Source organism: Winogradskyella sp. (assembly GCF_965228925.1).
Taxonomy (GTDB): Bacteria; Bacteroidota; Bacteroidia; order Flavobacteriales; family Flavobacteriaceae; genus Winogradskyella.
The window spans coordinates 1,035,212-1,055,893 of record NZ_OZ245845.1; the positions used below are offsets into that span (position 1 = coordinate 1,035,212).

Genomic DNA, 20,682 nt, shown 5'->3' on the forward strand with positions numbered 1-20,682 from the left:
AATCATAACATCATGGATAAAAAGATTGATATTGCTATAGAATACTATTATAAAAGAGGGCAACATATTTTGAATAAAGTAAATTCCAAGTCCAACATCACTGCAGATGAGCTTATTAAATATGGTGAGGAAATGGCTATTATTGAATACAAGCTTACGGCTTTAGAAATAGCAAAGGAGAACTAGTTATTTATGGCCTTCCCATTCTGCAAAAAATTGCTTTAAAAAACCATTCATATAGTTATGCCGTTCTTGAGCAATTCTCTTTGCTGTTTTTGTATGCATTTGGTCTTTCAACAGTAACAGTTTCTCGTAAAAATGGTTGATGGTTGGGGCTTTTGAGGCTTTATATTCAGCTTTGGTCATATTAAGGTTGGGTAGTATGTCAGGATTGTAAAGCGCTCTGTTTTTAAAGCCACCGTAATTAAAACACCGAGCAATACCAATAGCACCAATGGCATCTAAACGATCTGCATCTTGTACTACCTCCATTTCCTTTGAGTTGAAAGAGGTGTTTAAATCAAAGGAGTTCTTGAAGGACATATTCTCAATAATCTGCGATACATGCTCAATAATTTCACTATCCACATTTTGTTTTAGGAGAAATGTACTTGCTTTTCTTGGGCCAATAGTTTCATCCCCGTTGTGGAATTTCGGGTCCGCTATATCATGCAATAATGCAGCTAATTCAACGACTAAATCGTCTACATTTTCAGTTTTTGCGATAAGCTTGGCATTATTGTACACCCTTTGCGTATGAAACCAATCATGACCACCTTCTGCATTTTTTAAGGCGTCTTTTACAAAAACTATGGTATTTTGTATAAGCGTTTCATTAGTCATGTGTTAATACTGCTTTTAACTTGGGCTTCCACAAGATTTAAGAGTTCCAATTTATCATCGTAAAGGTCAACCTGTAAAGGTTTATGAACTGTGAATGTGATGTTGGCACCTAAGCCCATTGGGAATTTACCATATCTCAAGGTTTTCCAGGAATTATTAATACTAATGGGTACAATTAAAGCGTTAGGCGCATACGTCATCATGGTTAATAAGCCTTTTGTTTTAAAAGGTTTTGGTCGACCGTCGCGGCTTCGCGTTCCTTCGGGAAAAATAACAGCGGCCCATTTGTTTTTTGCGATGCGTTTTGCAAAATCTTTGATAGCTTCAATAGACGATACGGCATCCCTTCGATCAATAAGTACAGAACCACCATGGCGCAAATTATAAGAGACACTAGGTATACCTTTACCCAATTCTTTTTTGCTAATAAACTTTACATGATGTTTTCTCAAATACCAAATTAAAGGCGGGATATCGTACATACTCTGATGATTGGCTACCAAGATGAGAGGTACACCTTTTTCTATGGTGTATGGATTTTTAAAAGAAAAGGTCGTGCCTAATAGATTAAGGCAGCGCATTAAAAAAAACTGTAACCAATCCACACTGATTTTATGCGCTTGGTATCCAAAGCTATTTTTGCAAAACCATTGAATAGGGTGGAAAATAACTAGGGTTAAACCAAAGCAGATAAAATATAAAACCGTAAGCGGATAGGCTAGTAATTTTTGCATGTTGCAAAGTTAGAAAACCTATTCAAAGTCGGCATCAAAAAGTGTTATTTCATAGATGCCGAGTTGATTCTCTGAGCGGAATTCCCAATGGGATATTTTATTTATATAGTCGCTAATACTTACACCATCTTTGATGACTACAATACTATCTAAACTCCAATCCTCAGTGAAATAATCTTGATCAAGAGGAGCTACAGGGCAATCTTTAGCACAATTTCCACCTCGTTGTAGGATATCAAATTGTAATGTATTGTTTGGGGCAATGAATTCATCAAAAAAAGTATCATATTCGTCATTTTCATTTATTCTAAAGGCCTTAACAAGTAGATCTGACTCAGTGGCGTTAGTAATACTTAAATCATACCCATAATAGTAATCACATGAGCTGAGGGCCAGTAAAATCAATATTGAATTAAGACTAAAGATTTTTTTCATAGCTGTTTTTAAAGGTTAGATGCATAAATAAACTAATGGTTGCGCCGTAAAACAAAAAAACCACGACTTAAGTCGTGGTTTAGTTTTAAAAACTTTAGGGTCATTGCGAACTTAGTGAAGCAATCTGCTTGAATTATAAAATAACATAATGAGATTGCCACATCCTTTGTCCTCGTAATGACAAACGATTAACAATGCTCATTATAAGCATCCATAAGGTTTTCTGCAATTAATTCCGCTGGTCTCCCTTCAATGTGGTGGCGTTCTAACATGTGTACCAATTCGCCATCTTTAAACAAAGCCATGCTCGGGGAGCTTGGGGGAAATGGAATCATATATTCTCTTGCTTTGTCCGTAGCTTCTCTGTCTACGCCTGCAAAAACGGTCACCAAATTATTAGGGCGTTTTGCATTTTGTAAACTCATACGGGCGCCAGGTCTTGCATTTGCCGCAGCACAGCCACAAACCGAATTTACAACCACTAAAGTTGTACCTTCCTTGGCAAGGGCGTTATCAACAGCCTCTGTAGTATGTAATTCTTCAAAACCAACGTTGGTTAAATCTTCGCGCATTGGTTTTACTAATTCTGCTGGATACATATATTTTCTTTTTAATTAACACTTTTGTTCCGATCCCGATAGCTATCGGGACAATCAGAATACAAAGATACGCAAAAATGGCAGCTAGTCATCCGTAAGTAGTAAGCAGTATGTATGGTAGTATTTAGATTTTCTATCGTAACAAAATTGATAAATTTAGACTAACAAATAGTATATTTGATTTTCACTAAAAATAATAAAAGAATAGATGAGTTTTGCAAAGTGGATCGGTGGTGCAATAGGTTGGTCTTTTGGTGGGCCCATTGGGGCTATTATTGGTATAGCCTTGGGTAGTTTTGTTGATAATTTGGCTGGCGAAGGCACACCATTATTGGGGGAACGTCAGACAGGGCGATCTCGACGACGCGATCCTTATCGTCAACGTCCAAAACAAACCAGAAGAGATCAAAAACCCCAAACGAGGTCGGGTGATTTTGAGGTGAGCCTGCTTATTTTGGCTTCCATAATCATTAAGGCCGATGGCAAGCAAGACCAGCGTGAGTTGGATTATGTCCGTCAGCAGTTTAGAAATATGTACGGTAAAGAAAGAGCCAATCATGCTTTCGAGTTATTTAAGCGTATCTCTAAACAAAATATATCGATGCGTAAGGTGTGCTTACAGATCAAGCAAATGATGGATCATGCATCGCGCTTGCAATTGCTTCATTTTTTATTCGGAATCGCAAAGGCTGATGGTCATGTTGCAGAGGTCGAAATACGACAAATCTATACCATGTCGGGCTATTTGGGCATCAGCAATAAAGATTTTGAAAGTATAAAGGCCATGTTCTACGATATGACTAACAATGCTTATAAGATTCTTGAAATCGACAAATCCGTTTCCGATGATGAGGTGAAACGAGCATATCGCAAAATGGCCAAAAAATACCATCCAGATCGTGTAGGGCACTTAGGAAAGGAGCACCAAGAAGGCGCGGAGGAAAAATTTAGACAGGTGCAAGAGGCCTATGAGCATATTCAAAACGAGAGAGGTTTTAAATAAGGTAAGCAGTTTTCAGTCGCAAGTTTATCGTCCAAACTTCAAACATCATGTCTATGTTATTCAGAGGGAATCCCGAAAGCTTTTAGGACGACTCAAGAATTTTATTTAAAAATTCTAGGTGACCTTTTTGTAAAATGACCATTAATAGATAAACTACTCTTATGAGCGACGACAATATAATGGGACTTTTTAAAGAAGGTCAACGCGAAAAAGCATTTAAAGCCTTATACAGGCTCTATCCGAGAATTGAAAAACTGGTGCTCTCCAAAGGAGGCACAAAAGCAGATGCTGGTGATGTATTTCAGGAAGCATTGATCATTCTTCACAGAAATCTCCAAAAATCAGATTTCAAACTCACATCTTCATTTTACACTTACCTCTACTCGGTGTCTCGATTTATTTGGAAAGACGCTCAAAAGCAATTTTCAAAGCAAGAATTACACAATCTAGAAAGTGAACAAGTCTCTATACTTGACGCTGTTTTAGAAGAACGGAAATATAGATTGGCAGAACATGCATTTCGCGAATTAGGAGAACGATGTCAGCAACTACTTCGATGGTTTTACATTAAGAAAAAGACTTTTAAAGCTATTGCAGAACTCATGCAATTTAAAAGTGAAAAAAGTGCAAAAAACCAGAAGTATAAATGCTTGCAAAAAGCAAAAGACATCTACAGAACACAACTTAAAACCGTTCAATCTTAATTCGAAAACATTATGGAAGAGACGATAAACATAATAAACGCTTATCTCAATAAAGAGCTCACAGAATCTGAAATTTTTGCTTTTGAACAACGATTGCAAACGGATTCAGAATTTAACAATAGTTTTGAAGAACATGTATCAATCTTAAAAGGCATGGAGCGTGTTGAATTGCTCAAGGAGATTGATAAAGCTAGAAGAGCATTTATAAAGAGCAAATGGTTGAAGTACGTAATTATTACTGCTACAATATTATTTATGGCTCTAATGATTTGGCTGTTAGTTTTTAAAAATGAGAATGGGGCTAAAAATGAACTAGAGGAATCATTAAGTTTTAAAACTGAGTTGACTCAGAGCTTTAAAGTATCAGCGGATTCGATCATAACTATTACTGGGGAAAAAGGAACACAACTTACAATTAATCCAGATGACTTAGAGTTTGATTCTGGTAAGGATTTTAATGGCAAAAATCTCACAATTGAATTAATGGAACTCACCAACAAACAAGATTTATTGCTAGCTAATGCACAAACAATATCTAATGGTAAATGGCTGATTTCTGGAGGGGTATTTAAGATTGATATAAAATCGAACACAACATCTTTAAGATTAAAAGAGGGCAAAACTATTAGTGCTGTATTTCCTAAGAACACAAAAGAAGAAAACATGCTGATTTTTTATGGAGATAGGACAGAAAAAGGTGATTTAAATTGGAAACCGACAGAAATCGAATTAAAGAATAAAGAGCAATTTGTCATCTTTTGTAAAGACACACTTATTTTGAATGAGATTCGAACAAGAGCTTTTGGTGGTGTTGAAACGTATCAGTCATTCTTGAAATTAGACACATTAGGCTTTTTGAGCAGTCGTGAAGTTGTTAGCAAATTTCCTGAAATTGAAAATAACCAAACTCAGAAAGATACATTAATTGTCTACCAAGAGCTAGAAGAGTTTGGTGAGGTTTATGTTTATAAAACCTCAATAATTAAAAAAGATAGCGTAGTAAAGCTTATGCGCAAAAATTATAGTGATAGCATACTAACAATTTACGATTCAAAAAGAATTAATGATAACTATTCTAAACAAATGGCATTTTACGAGTCTATTAATATCTCTAAATTAGGGTGGATCAACATAGATCAATACTCTAAAATTGAAGACAAGATAAAAGTCAACATAGAAACCAATCTTAATTTTAACTTCAATATTTATGCTGATGAAGCCTATAAGGGAGATACCGTATGGCATCAGACATACCTTGTAGATATGAAGAGCAATACCATTTTAAATATCTATACGAGTTCAATAGACATACCTCGAGGAAAGGCTTTTACACTTGTTTCTTTTTGTATCGTTGATAATACATTTTATGTGTGTCGCAAAGCCATAAAGTATTCTGAAGACCATAACGACTTATTCTTGGAATACAAGAAGCGAAATAAAAATCAGATTAAATCACTTTTAAAATTATAATTATCTAAAAAAACCTTGATTACTTCAAGCTCGCAGCCACTTTCTTGACATAAGCAGATGCGGCGGCAGAAGCACTTGCCGGATTATCTATTTGGCTAGTCACTATAGCGACAAGCTGATTATCGTCTTTGGCCTTTAAATCATAAATCGTTGTTTCCAAAATATAAACTTTAGAGGTCGTGGTGGTTATGGTCTCAGGCACATAATTTCCTAGAGTCCTCATAGACATGGGGTGACGGTAGTAGGTGTAAAATCCACCATAATATCTCGGATAGTACCCATAGTAGTTGCCTCCTTCGTAATAGCCCCCTTCTCTTTGTACTCTGGTTTCTTCTTGATAATCTTTCATCACAGTGAGTACAACACCATCAAAGCCTTCAGCATCCAATAGCTTCTTAATTTTTCCCTTATTGCTTTCAGAAGGTTCTTCGTTAGGATTCATATCCCCAAATTTTGCATAACTGGCTGTGGCTTTATATCCATTAGATGTCATTTGCTTTACAATCTCATTCTCGAAAGCTAACCGGGCTTGTGTGTTAGACGACCGTGCAACGACAAGGAAGTTTCTGTTTTTTACGTCAGAAACGCTGTCGCTTTTCCAAGAATCCAAAACTTTTACACTTGAACAATGCTGTAATGTCATCACGGCCATTAGGCAGCATAAAATAGGGGTAATTTTTTTCATTTTAGTTGGTTTAATATCCTATAAAAATAAAGTAATTTGATTTATAGACCAAACGAAATGAAAGTGTTAAGATGAAAAGTAGTAAAATGTTTGATGATTGACACAATAATTTTTAGGCAAGTCTAAAAATATATTTATATTTGCAAAAAAAACATATATAATGAGACTTGTATTAGCTTGCTTTTTATTTGCTGTTAATTTAATAGTGGCGCAGGAGCAAAATGTGAAGGGCTTTGTAAATTTTGGTGAGGAAACGGTGCCCTATGCCTCCTTAAAGTTTATGAATGCTTCTAAGGTGTATACTGCATATTCTGATAAAGAAGGCCAGTTCGCATTACAGATTCCTTATGGGGAATACGAGCTTCAAGTTAATGCTTTGGGCTATCAGCCAAAAGACAGGATTATTACAATCTCTTCAACAAATGCGTCTAACCTTATTATTTTGTTGGTTGAAGATTTACTGGGCTTAGAAGAGGTCGTAGTGAGTGCCACAAGGAACCGTGTTAATAAAAAAGAAGCACCCATTGTTGTCAATACTTTAGGGGAAAAGCTCATTACTGCGACACAGGCGCTTGCCGTTTCTGAAAGCTTAAATTTCTCTCCTGGAGTGCGTGTGGAGAATAATTGTCAGAATTGTGGTTTTACACAAGTTAGGCTTAATGGACTGGATGGTAGCTATTCGCAAATCTTAGTTAACAGTCGCGCAGTATTCAGTGCCTTAAATAGTGTTTATGGATTGGAACAAATCCCGACACAGATTATCGACAGGGTAGAAATTGTAAGAAGTGGTGGTTCTGCACTTTTTGGATCTAATGCGATTGCGGGAACCGTCAATATTATTACCAAAGATCCCGTATTGAATACTTGGGAAGTCGGTAGTTATTTGGGGCTTATAGATGGCGACACACCAGATCGTGTATTGAATTTTAACGCCTCCTTGGTGTCGGATGATTTAAGAAGTGGAGCCACATTTTATGGCTTTCATAGAAATAGAGATGAGTGGGATGCCAATGACGATGGTTTTACGGAAATCGTGGAACTAAAGAATACAACCTTTGGTACGAAACTGTATTACAAACCCACGGACAGAAGCCGCGTTACAGTGGATGCCACCGTACTCAACGAATACCGTCGTGGTGGAGACCGTTTGGATTTGCCTCCTCATCTTACGGATATTACAGAGGAACTGACGCATAATACGATAATGGGAGGTGTAAGTTATGATTTTAACAATGCCAAGAACACCAACTATTATTCCATTTACAGCTCTGTGCAATATACGGATAGAGATAGTTACTACGGCGGATTGGGCGGCGGGAGAACAGCTCAGGATAGCTTAACGGCTTTAAATGCTTATGGCATTACTACAGATTTAGCCGTTGCGAGCGGTTTCCAATTTACAAAGCAGTTTAAGCGTGATGTGCTCACCTCGGGCGTTGAGTATAATATCAGCAGTACCGATGATAATATTATTGGTTACAATAGACGTGTGGATCAGGATGTTAATGCTTTAGGTGTATATGCCCAATACGAATGGAAACCTAGTAAGGCATTTTCTGCTTTAATAGGATCTCGCGTGGATCATATCAATGTAGACGGCATCTATACTGTTGGTGATATTTCAAGAGATGTGGATATTTCACAAACCACTTTAAATCCTAGATTAACATTGTCTTATCAACTGACCGAAGATATAAAGCTTAGAGGAGGCTATGCCAGAGGATTTAGGGCGCCTCAGGCCTTTAATGAGGACCTCCATATTTCCTCTGTTGGTGGCGAACCGCAATTTGTAATTCTTTCCAATGATTTGGAAGCTGAATTTTCTAATGCTTTTACAGGATCGTTTAATTATACCAAAACCTTTGGTAGGACACAAACCAATTTCTTAGTTGAAGGCTTCTACACTAGTCTCGAAGATCCATTTACCTTGGTCAGTACAGGAGCGCAATTGCCAAATGGGTCTATTGTAGAAGAAGTACGAAATGGGGAAGGCGCTACCGTGTATGGCGCCAATTTTGAATTTGGTGTCTCGCCATCCAAAAAATGGTTATTTCAGCTAGGGGGTACCTTGCAGCGTACAGCGTATGACGAAGCTCAAATTTTGTTTGAAGCAGATGGTAGTAACCCAAATGAAAGCGATATATTAATTAGTGAATTTACCCGAAACCCGAACGTTTATGGTTATTTAAATACCAATTGGACACCAAATGACACCTACAGTGTTTCAATAACCGGAACTTACACAGGGCAGATGATTGTACCACGCGTCATTAGTGACTCGGGATTTTTGAGTTTAAATGAAAGCGAGGCCTTTTTCGATTTAAATCTTAACGCCCAAGCACACTTTGACGTATCCAAAGATTTTAAGTTAACTTTAAATGCTGGGGTAAAGAACATGTTTAATAGTTTTCAGGATGATTTTGAAGTGGGCCCCACAAGAGATTCGGATTATGTATATGGACCAGCACTGCCGAGAACATTCTTTTTAGGAATTAAAATAGGAAAAATGCATTGATGAGATCATTAGTAATCATAGCGTTAATTGGATTTTTCTTTTTAGGTTTTGTACCAAAAGAAAAAGTAAACTGGTTGTCTTTTGGGGAGTTAGAAACCGCTTTAACAGAAAAACCCAAAAAAGTGATTGTGCATTTTTATGCGGATTGGTGTGTCTACTGCAAAAAAATGGAAGAGGCCGTTTATACAAAACCCGATATTATTGAAGTCTTAAATGCGGATTATTATGCGGTGAGTTTCAATGTAGAATCGAAGGATAGTATTCACTTTGGAGGCCAGACCTTTGTGAATCTCAATGCTGGGAAAAAGCGAACGGCTTTTCATCAAATACCAGAGTTCCTTGCAGGACGAAAAGATAGAGACTTAGAGTTACCGGCGACCGTCATTTTGGATAAGGATTTTAATATAGAAAAGCGGTTTTATCAATATATTCCGCCTAAGGAAATGCTCACAATTTTAAAGCAACTCTAGCATGTTAACCACATTAACAGAAGAAAACTATTTAAAGGCCATTTATCACATTAGCCAATCTTCAAAAGCAGGTGTAAGTACCAATGCTATTGCTAAGAAGGTCGATGCCAAGGCCTCATCTGTAACGGATATGCTAAAAAAACTAGCGGATAAAGATCTCATCACTTATATCAAGTATAAAGGAGTCAATCTAACAGAAAGAGGGCGATTAACAGCGATTGATATTGTTAGGAAGCATCGACTTTGGGAAGTGTTTTTGGTGGATAAACTCAATTTTTCTTGGGATGAGGTCCATGATGTGGCCGAACAGTTAGAACATATAAAATCCCAAAAACTGATTAATGAACTAGATGCATTTTTAGACTTCCCGACCCACGATCCTCATGGTGATCCCATTCCTGATAAGCACGGACAAATTCAACGAACGGAAAAGATAATACTTTCTAAGGCTATGGTTGGTATGACTTACACCTGTGTGGGTGTTATAGATTCTTCATCAAATTTTTTAAAGTATTTGGATAAACATCAAATCGGGCTCGGTACGGAAATACAGGTGGTGGACAAAGAAGACTTTGATCAATCCATGACCTTCATCATCCATGACAAAACTATGGTGATGTCTAAACCGATTACCAGCAATATTTATGTAAAAAAACTATAATTCTATGGACAGCATTATACACTACTTTGAAACTATTGATCCTGTGTTAGGCGCATTATATGCCTCTTTATTTACTTGGATCCTAACGGCAGCAGGTGCATTTTTAGTTTTCTTTTTTAAAGGTATGAATCGTGCCTTACTAGATGGCATGCTCGGTTTTACCGGAGGTGTTATGGTAGCCGCCAGTTTTTGGAGTTTGCTGGCCCCAGGGATAGAAATGAGTGATGGCGAAGGTTTTGCAAAAGTTGTACCGGCTGTTGTTGGGTTTGCACTAGGCGCCCTGTTCATATTTGGACTCGATAAGGTCTTACCACATCTCCACATTAATTTTAAGGAAGACGAAAAAGAAGGTGTTAAAACACCGTGGCGACGTACGACGCTTTTGGTATTGGCGATCACCTTGCACAATATACCAGAGGGGTTGGCCGTAGGTGTGTTGTTTGGAGGTGTTGCAGCAGGTGTGCCCGAAGCCACAATTGGCGGTGCTGTAGCACTGGCATTAGGAATAGGAATTCAGAATTTTCCAGAAGGACTTGCAGTTTCTATGCCGCTAAGGAGACATGGCGTGAGTAAATTTAAAAGCTTTTGGTATGGTCAGATGTCTGCAATTGTTGAGCCTATTGCAGCAGTTGTAGGCGCCTTGGCCGTTACCTTTTTTCAGCCCATTTTACCTTATGCCCTAGCCTTTGCAGCCGGTGCTATGATCTTTGTGGTGGTAGAAGAAGTGATTCCCGAAACACAGCGCGATAAATACACGGATATAGCGACCCTAGGTTTTATTGGAGGTTTTATTATTATGATGACTTTGGACGTAGGACTTGGCTAGATCTTTAGAGGCCATACTGAAAGTACTATGCCCGACTATTTTTTAGTATCTTTAAAAGGCTATTAACTATGTCATGCTAGGTCGTACCCTTTTTTTGATGCTCTCACTATCTACAGGGATTATGTTTGCCCAAGATGCTGAGCATGACATCTTGGATTCTGATAAAAGAGATCATATAGAAAGCTTATTAAAACGTGCAGATGAGTTTTATAAAACGAACCTAGATAGTGCACTTTTTTATATTAATGAGGCAAAGATTAATGTTGGCCCTTACTCAGATGTCGAATTAAAGGCGAAAATATTATTATACCAATCAAAATATCTTCTGTATAAGAGAGCGTATGGTGGAATCATTCCTTTGTTACAACCCAATATTCAAAATCGGAAGCTATTAAGTAATGAAATTCTAGGAAGAACCTATAAGGATATCGGCCATGCTTATAAACAAGAATGGATTCCAGATAGTGCTTTAGTAAACTACATAAAAGCCTTAAAGTGTTTTGAAAAGACACAGAATAAAAGGGATATTTCGCTTACCTATTTGGCATTTGCACTAGTCTACGGGAAAATTGGCAATACAGAACTTGCAGAGTCTTTTGCTAATAAATCTATGGAATACTCAACAAATTCTAAGATTTTAGAAATGCATGAAAAGCAAATAAAGAATCTTAAACGACACAGTGCGTATGACAAATCTTTGGAATTTTCTCTAGATATCGCAAAAATAGCTAAGGAAAGAAATGACCTTCGCCTATTAGTTGTAGCCTATTCAGACATAAGGAATGATTATTTTAGATTGCAAAATTATGACAAAGCACTAGAGTTTGGAGAGAAGGAATTAGCCCTTAGAAAACAAACAAAGTTTAATTCGCTTATCGCCAACAATCTCTATTTTATTGGTAAGGCTCACTTGCATAAAGCCAATTATAAAAAGGCGTCTTATTATTTTGATGAAGCACTTTCAAAAGAACCTAATGATAGCTTAAAACTGAGTATATACAAAGGTTTGAAAACGGTCTATGTTAATACTAGCAATACATCTAAGGCATTAAGTTTTATGGAACAATATGATGCTCTTAAAGACTCCATAAATCTTAGCAAAACAAAAACGTCCATCGCAGAAATTACATCCAAATACAACGATGAACAGCAGAAGCAAGAAATAAAAACACTCAATCTAGAAAATGAGGCCAGAGCAGAACAAATTGCTAACCAACGTTTGACGCTTTTTGGCGGGCTAGCTGTTAGTAGCTTGCTACTATTTTTAGGATTACTAATGTATAGAAATTATAGGGCTAAACAACAATTGAGTTATTCTCAGCTCAATTTCAAATTATTGCAAACCCAGCTCAATCCCCATTTTATGTTTAATGCCTTAAATGAAATAAATCTCAATTTAAATTCAGGCAATAAAGAGGAAACCTCCAATCATTTGGTGGCATACAGTAAGTTAATGCGACTGATACTAGAAGGATCCGATCGCGATTTTATAGCAGTAGAAGATGATATTGCGTTAATCTCTAAGTTCTTACATCTGCAGCAATTGGTACATGATAAAAGCTTTAAGTTTGAGACCATAGTCGATAAAGATTTGGATACCGAAATAAGCCAAATTCCTCCCATGCTTGTACAACCTTTCGTGGAAAACGCTATTTTACATGGTGTTAAAGGTGTTGTTGACGGTAAAGTAGAAGTTCATTATATGGGAAGCCAAAACAGCATACATATTCTTATTAAGGATAATGGTAAAGGCTTTGATAGAACAGATTCTAAGTTTGGAAAACAATTGCACCAATCCATGGGGACTAATATTATTGAGCAGCGTATTAGGAATTATAAGAAATTGTATAATTATGATATCGAAATTGAAACGATTTCTAATGAAGGGGATGGAACTGAAGTGAGAATTACACTGCCTATTAAGTAAAGCGATTATGTCATATACATGTATCATCATAGAAGATAATGAAAAGCAGAATAATGCGAATAAGATGATATTGAAAGATTACGTGTCTAGTATTGATCAGGTGTTTAGTCTAAACGACGCTAAATCGAAATTGCAAAACGCGAATTATGATTTAATTATAGCCGATATTGAGCTCGGTGATGGTGTTGTATTTGATGCATTGAGTACATCTCATCTTAATGAGGCCAAGATTATTTTTACAACATCGCATAGTGAATATGCTGTTGAGGCTTTTAAATTTAGTGCATTAAGCTACCTTCTAAAACCTTATACCAATAAGGATTTAAGACAAGAAGTTGAGAAAACACTAGAGGTGATTAAGCAGCAGAATTATCATAAACAGCTCGAAGTGTTTTTTCATAATCTTAAATCACAACGAGAGACTAAGCGCATCGTATTAAAGAATCACGATTTAATTCATGTGGTCGATTTAAAGGATATTTACTACGCTCAGGCCGATAATAATTATACACACTTTTTCTGTGAAGGGAGAAAGAAAATATTGGTTTCTAAATCTTTAAAAACATTTGAAGAGCAATTAAGTAAGGAGGATTTCTTTAGATGCCATCATTCATATCTCATCAACTTAAACAAAATTAAGGCCCTCCATAAGTCGGCAGATGCTGTTATTCTAGATGATGACTCTACAATTCCTGTGGCGACTAGAAAGAAAAATCGCTTGCAGGATTTGCTAAAGATGTAGCAATTACCATTAAATTTCACGCACTTACAAGCAGATGTTACTCATCTAGTAATTCTCTCAATTTTAAGCTTCTATTAAAGATATCTTTAAGAGATAACTTTTAAATATAGAGGATCATGAAAACAAAAATTACATTATTAATTTTTTATTTAATATTTCAATATAATGGACAGTCACAAGTCGAGGTCATCGAGCATTGTGTCACCCAAAGTTCATTACTGCCATCTGGTACAGTATCTGTAATAGATGATTCTGTTCTTAATGGTAATCCCAATATGACAGTAGTACTTCAAAAAATCCGATTAGAAGAAAATGGCGATGAGGTCAATAATCCAGGGAATATTTCTTTAGATTACGATAGTGTTTTGGGCCGTTGGGTGATTTTGGATGAAGATGGTTCGCAACTTGTTTCTGGTGCCTGTTATAATTTGGCTATTGTTGGGCCGGGAGAAGACTTTGCGTTCGACGTAAAATGTGATGCAGGTTCAATAGACCCTACATTTACAAATACATGCATTATCGACAACCCAGAAATCAACGATGATTTCAGTGCGAGATGTATGTATTCCTCGGTAAGGGATTCAGATAACATTATAAACGACCTAGATTACGACCTATATTATAATTATGCTTCACCAGGAAGCTGGATTTTATGGACTTTAATAGGTCAATTATTTCCGGTAAATGCGAGATTTAATCTTATATGCAACCCTGTTGGAATGACGTATTTTGAGCATATCAGTGATTTTGGAAATACTGATCGCGTCATCGTTTCTGCTCAGATTTTTTCGCTATGGACCGTGTTAACACATCCCCTTTTAGACAATAATCCAGGGGCTAAAATTTTTGTATCTCACAGAAGGGAACCTTCTACAGATTTCTTTGTAGATTCAAATTCTGTGAAGTATAATGCCTCAACAGGGAACTGGCAAATTCATTGGGAACTCGAGACATTAACTTCGGGCGACTTAACGTTTCCTACCAATAGATTTTGGGATATTTTTATTTTAGATGACACCTTAAGTGCAAACGATCGTAACACATCTCTAACAAAGGCTTACCCTAATCCTACCGATAGTGTATTCCACATAGAGTGCCAGAAACAAATCTCTGAAGTAATTCTATATAACAACCTAGGTCAAGCGCTTGAAACTATTAATGGGAAGGACAGGCAACACTTGGCAATAGACATTTCAAAATATTCCGAGGGAACTTACTTTGCTAAGGTTATAATTAAAGACCAAATAGAAACAATACAGCTCGTTAAAAATTAAAACGTAGTCATAAGTTAAGAACCACCACAACTGTCATTGCCACTATCCCGATAGCTATCGGGATTGGTGCTTATCGTATTTTTAGTTTTTTCTATTAGTAATACTCTGAATAATTGCTTTTAATGTAAATAATAGAAGGATTTCAATCCCCAAATAGAATACGCCGTGAATGATGGTTAAATGGAAAGTGGACATAAACCCAATAGCAGAAAGCACAAGGAAAAAAATGACCAATAAGCCTGAAATCAAATCTTTAAGAAAAGTTGTCTTAGAGGATTTATAGTCGAAAAAATACCCGATTAATATTAGAATTAATGACATCCACAACCATCGTTACCGCATGCCTTAGAATGGGTTGCTTTTTTAGGCTTCCAAAAGAACTTTCTATAGAGAAAAACCAGTGCTGAGCCTAAGGCTACAAAAACCAATATATTTTGAATAAGCGTGTTCATCTATTTTAAGATTTGAAAAGCAATTAAAGCTATAAGATACGCAATTCCACTCATAATAACAAGCTGATAGATAGGCCATTTCCAAGAGTTAGTCTCGCGTTTTACTATTGCTAAGGTACTCATGCACTGCATAGCAAAGGCATAAAATAGCAAAAGCGATATACCAGAGGGCAATGTAAATACTTTGCTACCATCACTATGCACTTCTTTGGCCATTCTGTTTTTTATGGTAGACATCGCCTCGTCTTCATCGTCAATCTCATTAGCACTACCAATACTATAAATGGTAGCTAAGGTCCCAACAAAAACCTCTCTTGCGGCAAATGAGGTCACCAGTCCTATACCGACTTTCCAATCGTAACCTAAAGGGCGTATTGCAGGTTCTATAGTCTTCCCAATAATCCCTATATACGAATGCTCAAGTTGATGCTCAGCAATTTTATCGTTTAAAACCTCTTGGGAAGCATTTGGGTTTGCTTGTTGAACTATAGTTTGGGCATTATTGAATTGCTCTCCAGGGCCATAAGAAGCCAAAAACCATAGCACTATAGAAATAGCTAGAATGATTTTACCCGCTTCAAAAACAAAGGTTTTAGTTTTCTCTAAGACAGTTATACCTACATTTTTAAGAAGCGGTAATTTGTAATTAGGCATTTCTATAACAAAGAACGACTTGCTTTTAATTTTTAAAATCTTACTCAGCAAATAGGCCGATCCCACTGCGGCACCAAAACCGATGAGATAAAGGAGCATTAAGGTTAAGGCCTGATAGCTCAACCCTAAAAATCGGCCTTCGGGAATGACCAGTGCGATGATGATTAAATAGACAGGGAGCCGTGCTGAGCATGTCATAAAAGGCGTAACCAGAATAGTAATTAAGCGCTCTTTCCAACTTTCAATGTTTCGCGTTGCCATAACAGCAGGAATCGCGCAGGCGGTTCCAGAAATTAAAGGGACAACACTTTTACCGCTTAAACCGAATCGACGCATCACTCGGTCCATTAAAAAGACGACCCTACTCATATAACCACTTTCTTCGAGAATAGATATGAAAAGAAAGAGAAAGGCGATCTGTGGAATAAAAATAACGATACCTCCAAGTCCAGGGATAACGCCTTCTGCAATCAAGTCTGTAAACGCTCCGGCTGGTAAGCTGCGTTGCGCCCACTCACTTATAGATACAAAGGTATTATCGATAAAATCCATTGGGACTTGCGCCCAGTCGTAAATCGCCTGAAAAATCAACAATAAGATCAAGCCAAAAATAACATAGCCCCAAACCTTATGGGTTAAGATTCGATCGAGCCGTATTCTTAGGTCTTTAGCAGACTCAAGGTCAATAGTTTGCCCTTTTTTTAAGACGTTATTTATAAATTGGTAGCGCTTTATGGTTTCTTTTTGTTGTAAGCGTTTTAAATCTGCCTTTGACTTGGTTTTAAAATCTGAAACTGCTTCAATCGTTTGTCTATCAATTTTACCAAAGTTGACATCTTGGGTAATCACTAACCACAGTTTGTATAATAATTGATTGGGAAATGCTTTTTGAAGACCTTCAAAATAGTCCTTATCAATAGATGTGGCATTCATGCAAGGTGTGGCAGACAGCGTTTTGTAATTAGTGATGAGCTCCTTTAGTTCACTAATTCCAGTATTTTTTCTGGTGCTGATTAACGCAATTTTAGTGTTAAGCTGCGTTTCTAAATAAGGAATATCCAATGAAATCCCTTTATAAGCCATGCGGTCTGACATGTTGATCACCAAAATTGTTGGAATCTCTAAATCCTTAATTTGGGTGAATAGTAGAAGATTTCGTTTTAGATTTTCAACATCAGTAACGACTACAGCAACATCAGGGAAATCCTTATCATTTTTATTGAGGAGCAATTCAATAACCACATTCTCATCTAATGACGATGCATTAAGGCTATAGGTGCCTGGTAAGTCAATGATATGCGCCTTAAGGCCTCGCGGGAGCTTACAGACGCCTTCTTTTTTATCGACCGTAATCCCTGGATAGTTGCCTACTTTCTGATTAAGCCCCGTTAAGGCATTAAAAACCGAAGTCTTTCCGGTATTTGGATTTCCGATTAAGGCAACATTGATCTGCTTACTCATCTGCAAACTCGATTAAAATATGAACGGCCGTTTCTTTTCTAATGGCTAGATGCGATCCGTTAATGTTGAGGTACATAGGATCTGCAAAAGGCGCCACCTGAACCAATTCTACCGTATTACCGGGTAAGCAGCCCATCTCCAACAACTTTAGTGGGATGTGGATTGAGGATACATCAGTAATAATACCTTGTTGTCCGCGTTTTAAATCAGCTAATGTCAACCTTATCCTTATTTAGATTCATTTTAAAGAAGCAAAAATACGCTAAATTATTAATTGCTTAAAACGCTTTGTAAAGAATTTAAGATTCGTCTTTTAAGGTTTCGATATCGTTCAGAAGTCTTTCGATATCCTCAGGTAGTGTGCCGTCATAAAACCCTCTAATTTGGCGTTTTTTATCGATGAGCATAAAATTTTCGGTATGGATCATATCGTATTCATCGCCATTACCGTCGGTTTTTACAGCTAAATAACTCTTTCTGGCCAGTTCATAAATATGCTTCTTATCTCCAGTGACCAAATTCCATTTACGATCAATCACCCCTTTTTCTGTAGCATATTTTTTTAGTTGGGCCACACTGTCAATCTTAGGAGTAACAGAATGCGATAATAGCATAACATCATCATCACTAATAATCTCCTTCTGAATTTGGTACATATGGTCCGTCATAATCGGACAAATGGTTTGGCAGGTTGTAAAGAAAAAATCAGCCACATATATTTTATCCTTATAGGTCTCTTGGGTAACCGTTTCCCCATTTTGATTGATTAAACTAAAATCGGCAATGGTGTGGTATTTCATTTGGTGTTGAATGGTACTATCTACCAATGCTTCGCTCACCATGGCAGGTTGATAAATCGGTAAAGGCTTTTTAACATTTAGGATATTATATATAAGCGCTATGATGATGAGACACAGTATGGAGAAAAAAATACCAAAGTTTTTATATCGCTTAAAAAACGAAAGAAAGGACATAGATATGAGCTTAAAATTTTGAAATGCAAAGGTACAATTCAAGTCCTTCTTCTAGAATCTTTTTAACACAAATATGTCGGTGGAATCCTTTGATACATAAATGATTGTTAAAAATAAATCGATAAAAAATACATTTGTTTTCTAAATGCCTTGAAAACCTTACTTTTGTCAATCGAAATTTGAACATGACTACATGGAATTTGTAATTAAGATATCCCAATTCTTATTGAGTTTATCGCTCCTCATCGTATTGCACGAGTTGGGACACTTTATACCGGCCAAAGCATTTAAGACCAAAGTGGAGAAGTTTTATCTCTTTTTTGATGTCAAATATTCGCTTTTCAAAAAGAAAATAGGTGAAACGGTCTACGGTATAGGTTGGTTGCCATTAGGCGGCTATGTAAAGATTGCTGGAATGATTGACGAAAGTATGGATAAGGAGCAAATGGCACAACCACCGCAACCTTGGGAGTTTCGTTCTAAACCGGCTTGGCAGCGCTTAATCATTATGCTTGGTGGTGTAACGGTTAATTTTATTTTGGCCTATGTGATTTTTGTATTTGTATCCTTTATTTATGGGGACACGGATATAAAGATCGATAGTCTTAAAGGAGGGTATTTGATAGAAAATCCTGTGCTTTTGGATGCAGGGTTTAAGACAGGCGATAAGGTACTGGCCATTAATGATCAAAAGATAGAAAAGGATTCTGAAATTGGACAGTACATCATTGGTGCAGAGCAAATGACTATAGAAAGAAATGGCCAGGAAACGGTTATCGATTTACCTGAAAACTTTTTAGGACAATTGTCTGATGAAGGTAGTAAGAACTTATTTCGCTATCGCTATCCGTTTATCGTTGAATCCGTACCGGATTCTTCAGCTAATGCCTCAGTAGATATACAACCTGATGACGTTATTTTGGGTATAGCAGGCAAAAAACTTGAGTATTTTGATCTCTTTGAAGGGGAGTTGCAAAACTACAAAGGACAGACCGTTACTGCTGAGATATTGCGAGATGATCAAACTATAACTAGAGATATTAAAGTTACTGACCAAGGGAAGTTGGGCATTTTTAGACTTATTGACGCCAAGCGTTTCACGGATCTTGGTTATTACGAAGTGACTAGAAGGGAATATGCATTTGGTGAGAGCTTTGCGGCCGGTGCTACCAAATTCAAATCGACATTGGTCAATTATTGGTCCCAGTTAAAAGCTATATTTAATCCGAGTACAGGTGCATACAAAGGACTCGGCGGTTTTAAGGCGATTTATGATATTTTCCCTGATTTTTGGAGCTGGGAAGCCTTTTGGAAGTTAACAGCCTTCCTATCGATTATGTTGGCGGTTTTAAACCTCTTACCAATTCCTGCCTTGGATGGAGGCCACGTTATGTTTTTATTGTACGAAATGGTTTCTGGTCGCAAGCCAAGCGAAAAGTTTTTGGAGCGCGCACAAATCATTGGTTTCTTTATCCTTATTGCCTTGGTATTATTCGCCAATGGTAATGATATTTTTAAGGCCGTAACACGCTAAACAATTTTAGGAGTAGGACTCAAAAAATTGAGTTTTCATATTGTAGAGATTAAAAAATAATTTATATTTGCGCTCGCTAATGCGAAAACATACTTTCCTCAGTAGCTCAGTTGGTTAGAGCATCTGACTGTTAATCAGAGGGTCACTGGTTCGAGCCCAGTCTGAGGAGCAAATAAAGCCACTAAATCTAGTGGCTTTTTGTTTTTAATACATATTATACGGCCTTATAGTTCAAGGGATAGAACAAGAGTTTCCTAAACTTTAGATCCAGGTTCGAGTCCTGGTAAGGTCACAAGACATGGCAAGACAAGAAACGTCGTATTGCGTATCAGTTACCATGTGTGTCATGCTGATCGCTACACCTTCCAAAGTCTTGTACGACAAATAGGTAGCCGAAGTGAGCCCGCCCGATCCCGATAGCTATCGGGACTGCGGAATTATATTAGGGCTGCACGAAGTACAGCCCTAATTTTAATTGTTGTTATAGTATTGGATATCTTTTTAGGGGCCACTCAAGGCAGTAATGAACTTCTTTCTTGTTGGTCTTACTGAGTTCCTTAGGTCTGGGTGATGAAACAGTTTTGCCAAAGTATTTGGATGCAAGGCGCAAAAAAGTGAGACACGGTTTTTGCTATTAGGTTGATAGTATGTTAGCAATTGTTGTAAGTATAAATAATTAGTGTCTATTTTTTAAATGGGGTCTAATTAAATCGACCCCA

The 20,682-nt window shown here is 37.1% G+C and carries 20 protein-coding genes and 2 tRNA genes; 14 read left to right on the top strand and 8 right to left on the bottom strand.

The window, feature by feature from the left end; all coding sequences use genetic code 11:
• Positions 1-12 precede the first annotated feature (12 nt).
• Positions 13-186 (top strand): hypothetical protein, encoded by a 174-nt coding sequence (locus ACO052_RS04175; protein WP_422106762.1) that lies wholly within the window; start codon positions 13-15, stop codon positions 184-186.
• On the opposite strand, the gene ACO052_RS04180 is transcribed toward ACO052_RS04175, so the two are convergent.
• The 4 genes from ACO052_RS04180 to ACO052_RS04195 all read right to left on the bottom strand — a co-directional run bounded on the left by ACO052_RS04180 (position 187) and on the right by ACO052_RS04195 (position 2,611).
• On the bottom strand, positions 187-843 hold the full coding sequence (locus tag ACO052_RS04180; RefSeq protein WP_422106763.1) for an HD domain-containing protein: 657 nt from the start codon (positions 841-843) through the stop codon (positions 187-189).
• A complete protein-coding gene (locus ACO052_RS04185; protein ID WP_422106764.1) occupies positions 840-1,577 on the bottom strand; it encodes a lysophospholipid acyltransferase family protein in 738 nt (245 codons plus the stop codon). Before ACO052_RS04185 ends, ACO052_RS04180 begins: the two co-directional genes overlap by 4 nt.
• Positions 1,578-1,595: 18 nt before the next feature.
• A complete protein-coding gene (locus ACO052_RS04190; protein ID WP_422106765.1) occupies positions 1,596-2,012 on the bottom strand; it encodes a hypothetical protein in 417 nt (138 codons plus the stop codon).
• Positions 2,013-2,200: 188 nt separating this feature from the next.
• Positions 2,201-2,611 (bottom strand): BrxA/BrxB family bacilliredoxin, encoded by a 411-nt coding sequence (locus ACO052_RS04195; RefSeq protein WP_422106766.1) that lies wholly within the window; start codon positions 2,609-2,611, stop codon positions 2,201-2,203.
• Positions 2,612-2,819: 208 nt separating this feature from the next.
• Between ACO052_RS04195 and ACO052_RS04200 the strand changes: the two genes are divergently transcribed.
• The 3 genes from ACO052_RS04200 to ACO052_RS04210 all read left to right on the top strand — a co-directional run bounded on the left by ACO052_RS04200 (position 2,820) and on the right by ACO052_RS04210 (position 5,788).
• Complete coding sequence (locus ACO052_RS04200; RefSeq protein WP_422106767.1) at positions 2,820-3,614, top strand: TerB family tellurite resistance protein; 795 nt, start codon at positions 2,820-2,822, stop codon at positions 3,612-3,614.
• Positions 3,615-3,775: 161 nt separating this feature from the next.
• Entirely contained in the window at positions 3,776-4,318 is a 543-nt protein-coding gene (locus ACO052_RS04205) for an RNA polymerase sigma factor (RefSeq protein WP_422106768.1), read from the top strand.
• 12 nt (positions 4,319-4,330) lie between these two features.
• Complete coding sequence (locus ACO052_RS04210) at positions 4,331-5,788, top strand: hypothetical protein (RefSeq protein ID WP_422106769.1); 1,458 nt, start codon at positions 4,331-4,333, stop codon at positions 5,786-5,788.
• 19 nt (positions 5,789-5,807) lie between these two features.
• Here ACO052_RS04210 and ACO052_RS04215 read toward each other — a convergent pair whose 3' ends face one another.
• Entirely contained in the window at positions 5,808-6,473 is a 666-nt protein-coding gene (locus tag ACO052_RS04215) for a hypothetical protein (protein WP_422106770.1), read from the bottom strand.
• A gap of 160 nt (positions 6,474-6,633) precedes the next feature.
• Between ACO052_RS04215 and ACO052_RS04220 the strand changes: the two genes are divergently transcribed.
• The 7 genes from ACO052_RS04220 (at position 6,634) to ACO052_RS04250 (ending at position 14,888) form a co-directional block, all read left to right on the top strand.
• Complete coding sequence (locus tag ACO052_RS04220) at positions 6,634-8,988, top strand: TonB-dependent receptor (protein WP_422106771.1); 2,355 nt, start codon at positions 6,634-6,636, stop codon at positions 8,986-8,988.
• Positions 8,988-9,458, top strand: a complete 471-nt coding sequence (locus tag ACO052_RS04225; protein ID WP_422106772.1) for a thioredoxin family protein — start codon at positions 8,988-8,990, stop codon at positions 9,456-9,458. The genes ACO052_RS04220 and ACO052_RS04225 overlap by 1 nt, the downstream gene beginning before the upstream one ends.
• Before the next feature lies 1 nt (position 9,459).
• Entirely contained in the window at positions 9,460-10,119 is a 660-nt protein-coding gene (locus ACO052_RS04230; protein ID WP_422106773.1) for a metal-dependent transcriptional regulator, read from the top strand.
• 4 nt (positions 10,120-10,123) lie between these two features.
• Entirely contained in the window at positions 10,124-10,945 is an 822-nt protein-coding gene (locus ACO052_RS04235) for a ZIP family metal transporter (RefSeq protein ID WP_422106774.1), read from the top strand.
• A 97-nt stretch (positions 10,946-11,042) separates the two neighbouring features.
• Positions 11,043-12,872: a tetratricopeptide repeat-containing sensor histidine kinase gene (locus ACO052_RS04240; protein ID WP_422106775.1), complete on the top strand. Its 1,830-nt coding sequence runs from the start codon at positions 11,043-11,045 to the stop codon at positions 12,870-12,872.
• Positions 12,873-12,879: 7 nt separating this feature from the next.
• Complete coding sequence (locus ACO052_RS04245; RefSeq protein ID WP_422106776.1) at positions 12,880-13,614, top strand: LytR/AlgR family response regulator transcription factor; 735 nt, start codon at positions 12,880-12,882, stop codon at positions 13,612-13,614.
• 116 nt (positions 13,615-13,730) lie between these two features.
• Positions 13,731-14,888, top strand: coding sequence for a T9SS type A sorting domain-containing protein (locus tag ACO052_RS04250; RefSeq protein WP_422106777.1), 1,158 nt, complete (start codon positions 13,731-13,733; stop codon positions 14,886-14,888).
• A 452-nt stretch (positions 14,889-15,340) separates the two neighbouring features.
• Here the strand turns inward: ACO052_RS04250 and feoB are convergent, their stop codons facing one another.
• The 3 genes from feoB to ACO052_RS04265 all read right to left on the bottom strand — a co-directional run bounded on the left by feoB (position 15,341) and on the right by ACO052_RS04265 (position 18,429).
• Positions 15,341-17,455 carry a ferrous iron transport protein B gene (gene feoB, locus ACO052_RS04255; protein ID WP_422106778.1) on the bottom strand — a complete coding sequence of 705 codons (2,115 nt, stop codon included), beginning with the start codon at positions 17,453-17,455 and terminating at the stop codon, positions 15,341-15,343.
• Positions 17,448-17,681, bottom strand: a complete 234-nt coding sequence (locus ACO052_RS04260) for a FeoA family protein (RefSeq protein ID WP_422108039.1) — start codon at positions 17,679-17,681, stop codon at positions 17,448-17,450. Before ACO052_RS04260 ends, feoB begins: the two co-directional genes overlap by 8 nt.
• Before the next feature lie 73 nt (positions 17,682-17,754).
• On the bottom strand, positions 17,755-18,429 hold the full coding sequence (locus tag ACO052_RS04265; RefSeq protein WP_422106779.1) for an SCO family protein: 675 nt from the start codon (positions 18,427-18,429) through the stop codon (positions 17,755-17,757).
• Positions 18,430-18,622: 193 nt separating this feature from the next.
• Between ACO052_RS04265 and rseP the strand changes: the two genes are divergently transcribed.
• The 3 genes from rseP (at position 18,623) to ACO052_RS04280 (ending at position 20,255) form a co-directional block, all read left to right on the top strand.
• A complete protein-coding gene (rseP, locus tag ACO052_RS04270) occupies positions 18,623-19,963 on the top strand; it encodes an RIP metalloprotease RseP (protein WP_422106780.1) in 1,341 nt (446 codons plus the stop codon).
• A 95-nt stretch (positions 19,964-20,058) separates the two neighbouring features.
• Positions 20,059-20,132 (top strand) — tRNA-Asn (locus tag ACO052_RS04275).
• A gap of 51 nt (positions 20,133-20,183) precedes the next feature.
• Positions 20,184-20,255 (top strand) — tRNA-Arg (locus tag ACO052_RS04280).
• Positions 20,256-20,682: the final 427 nt, after the last annotated feature.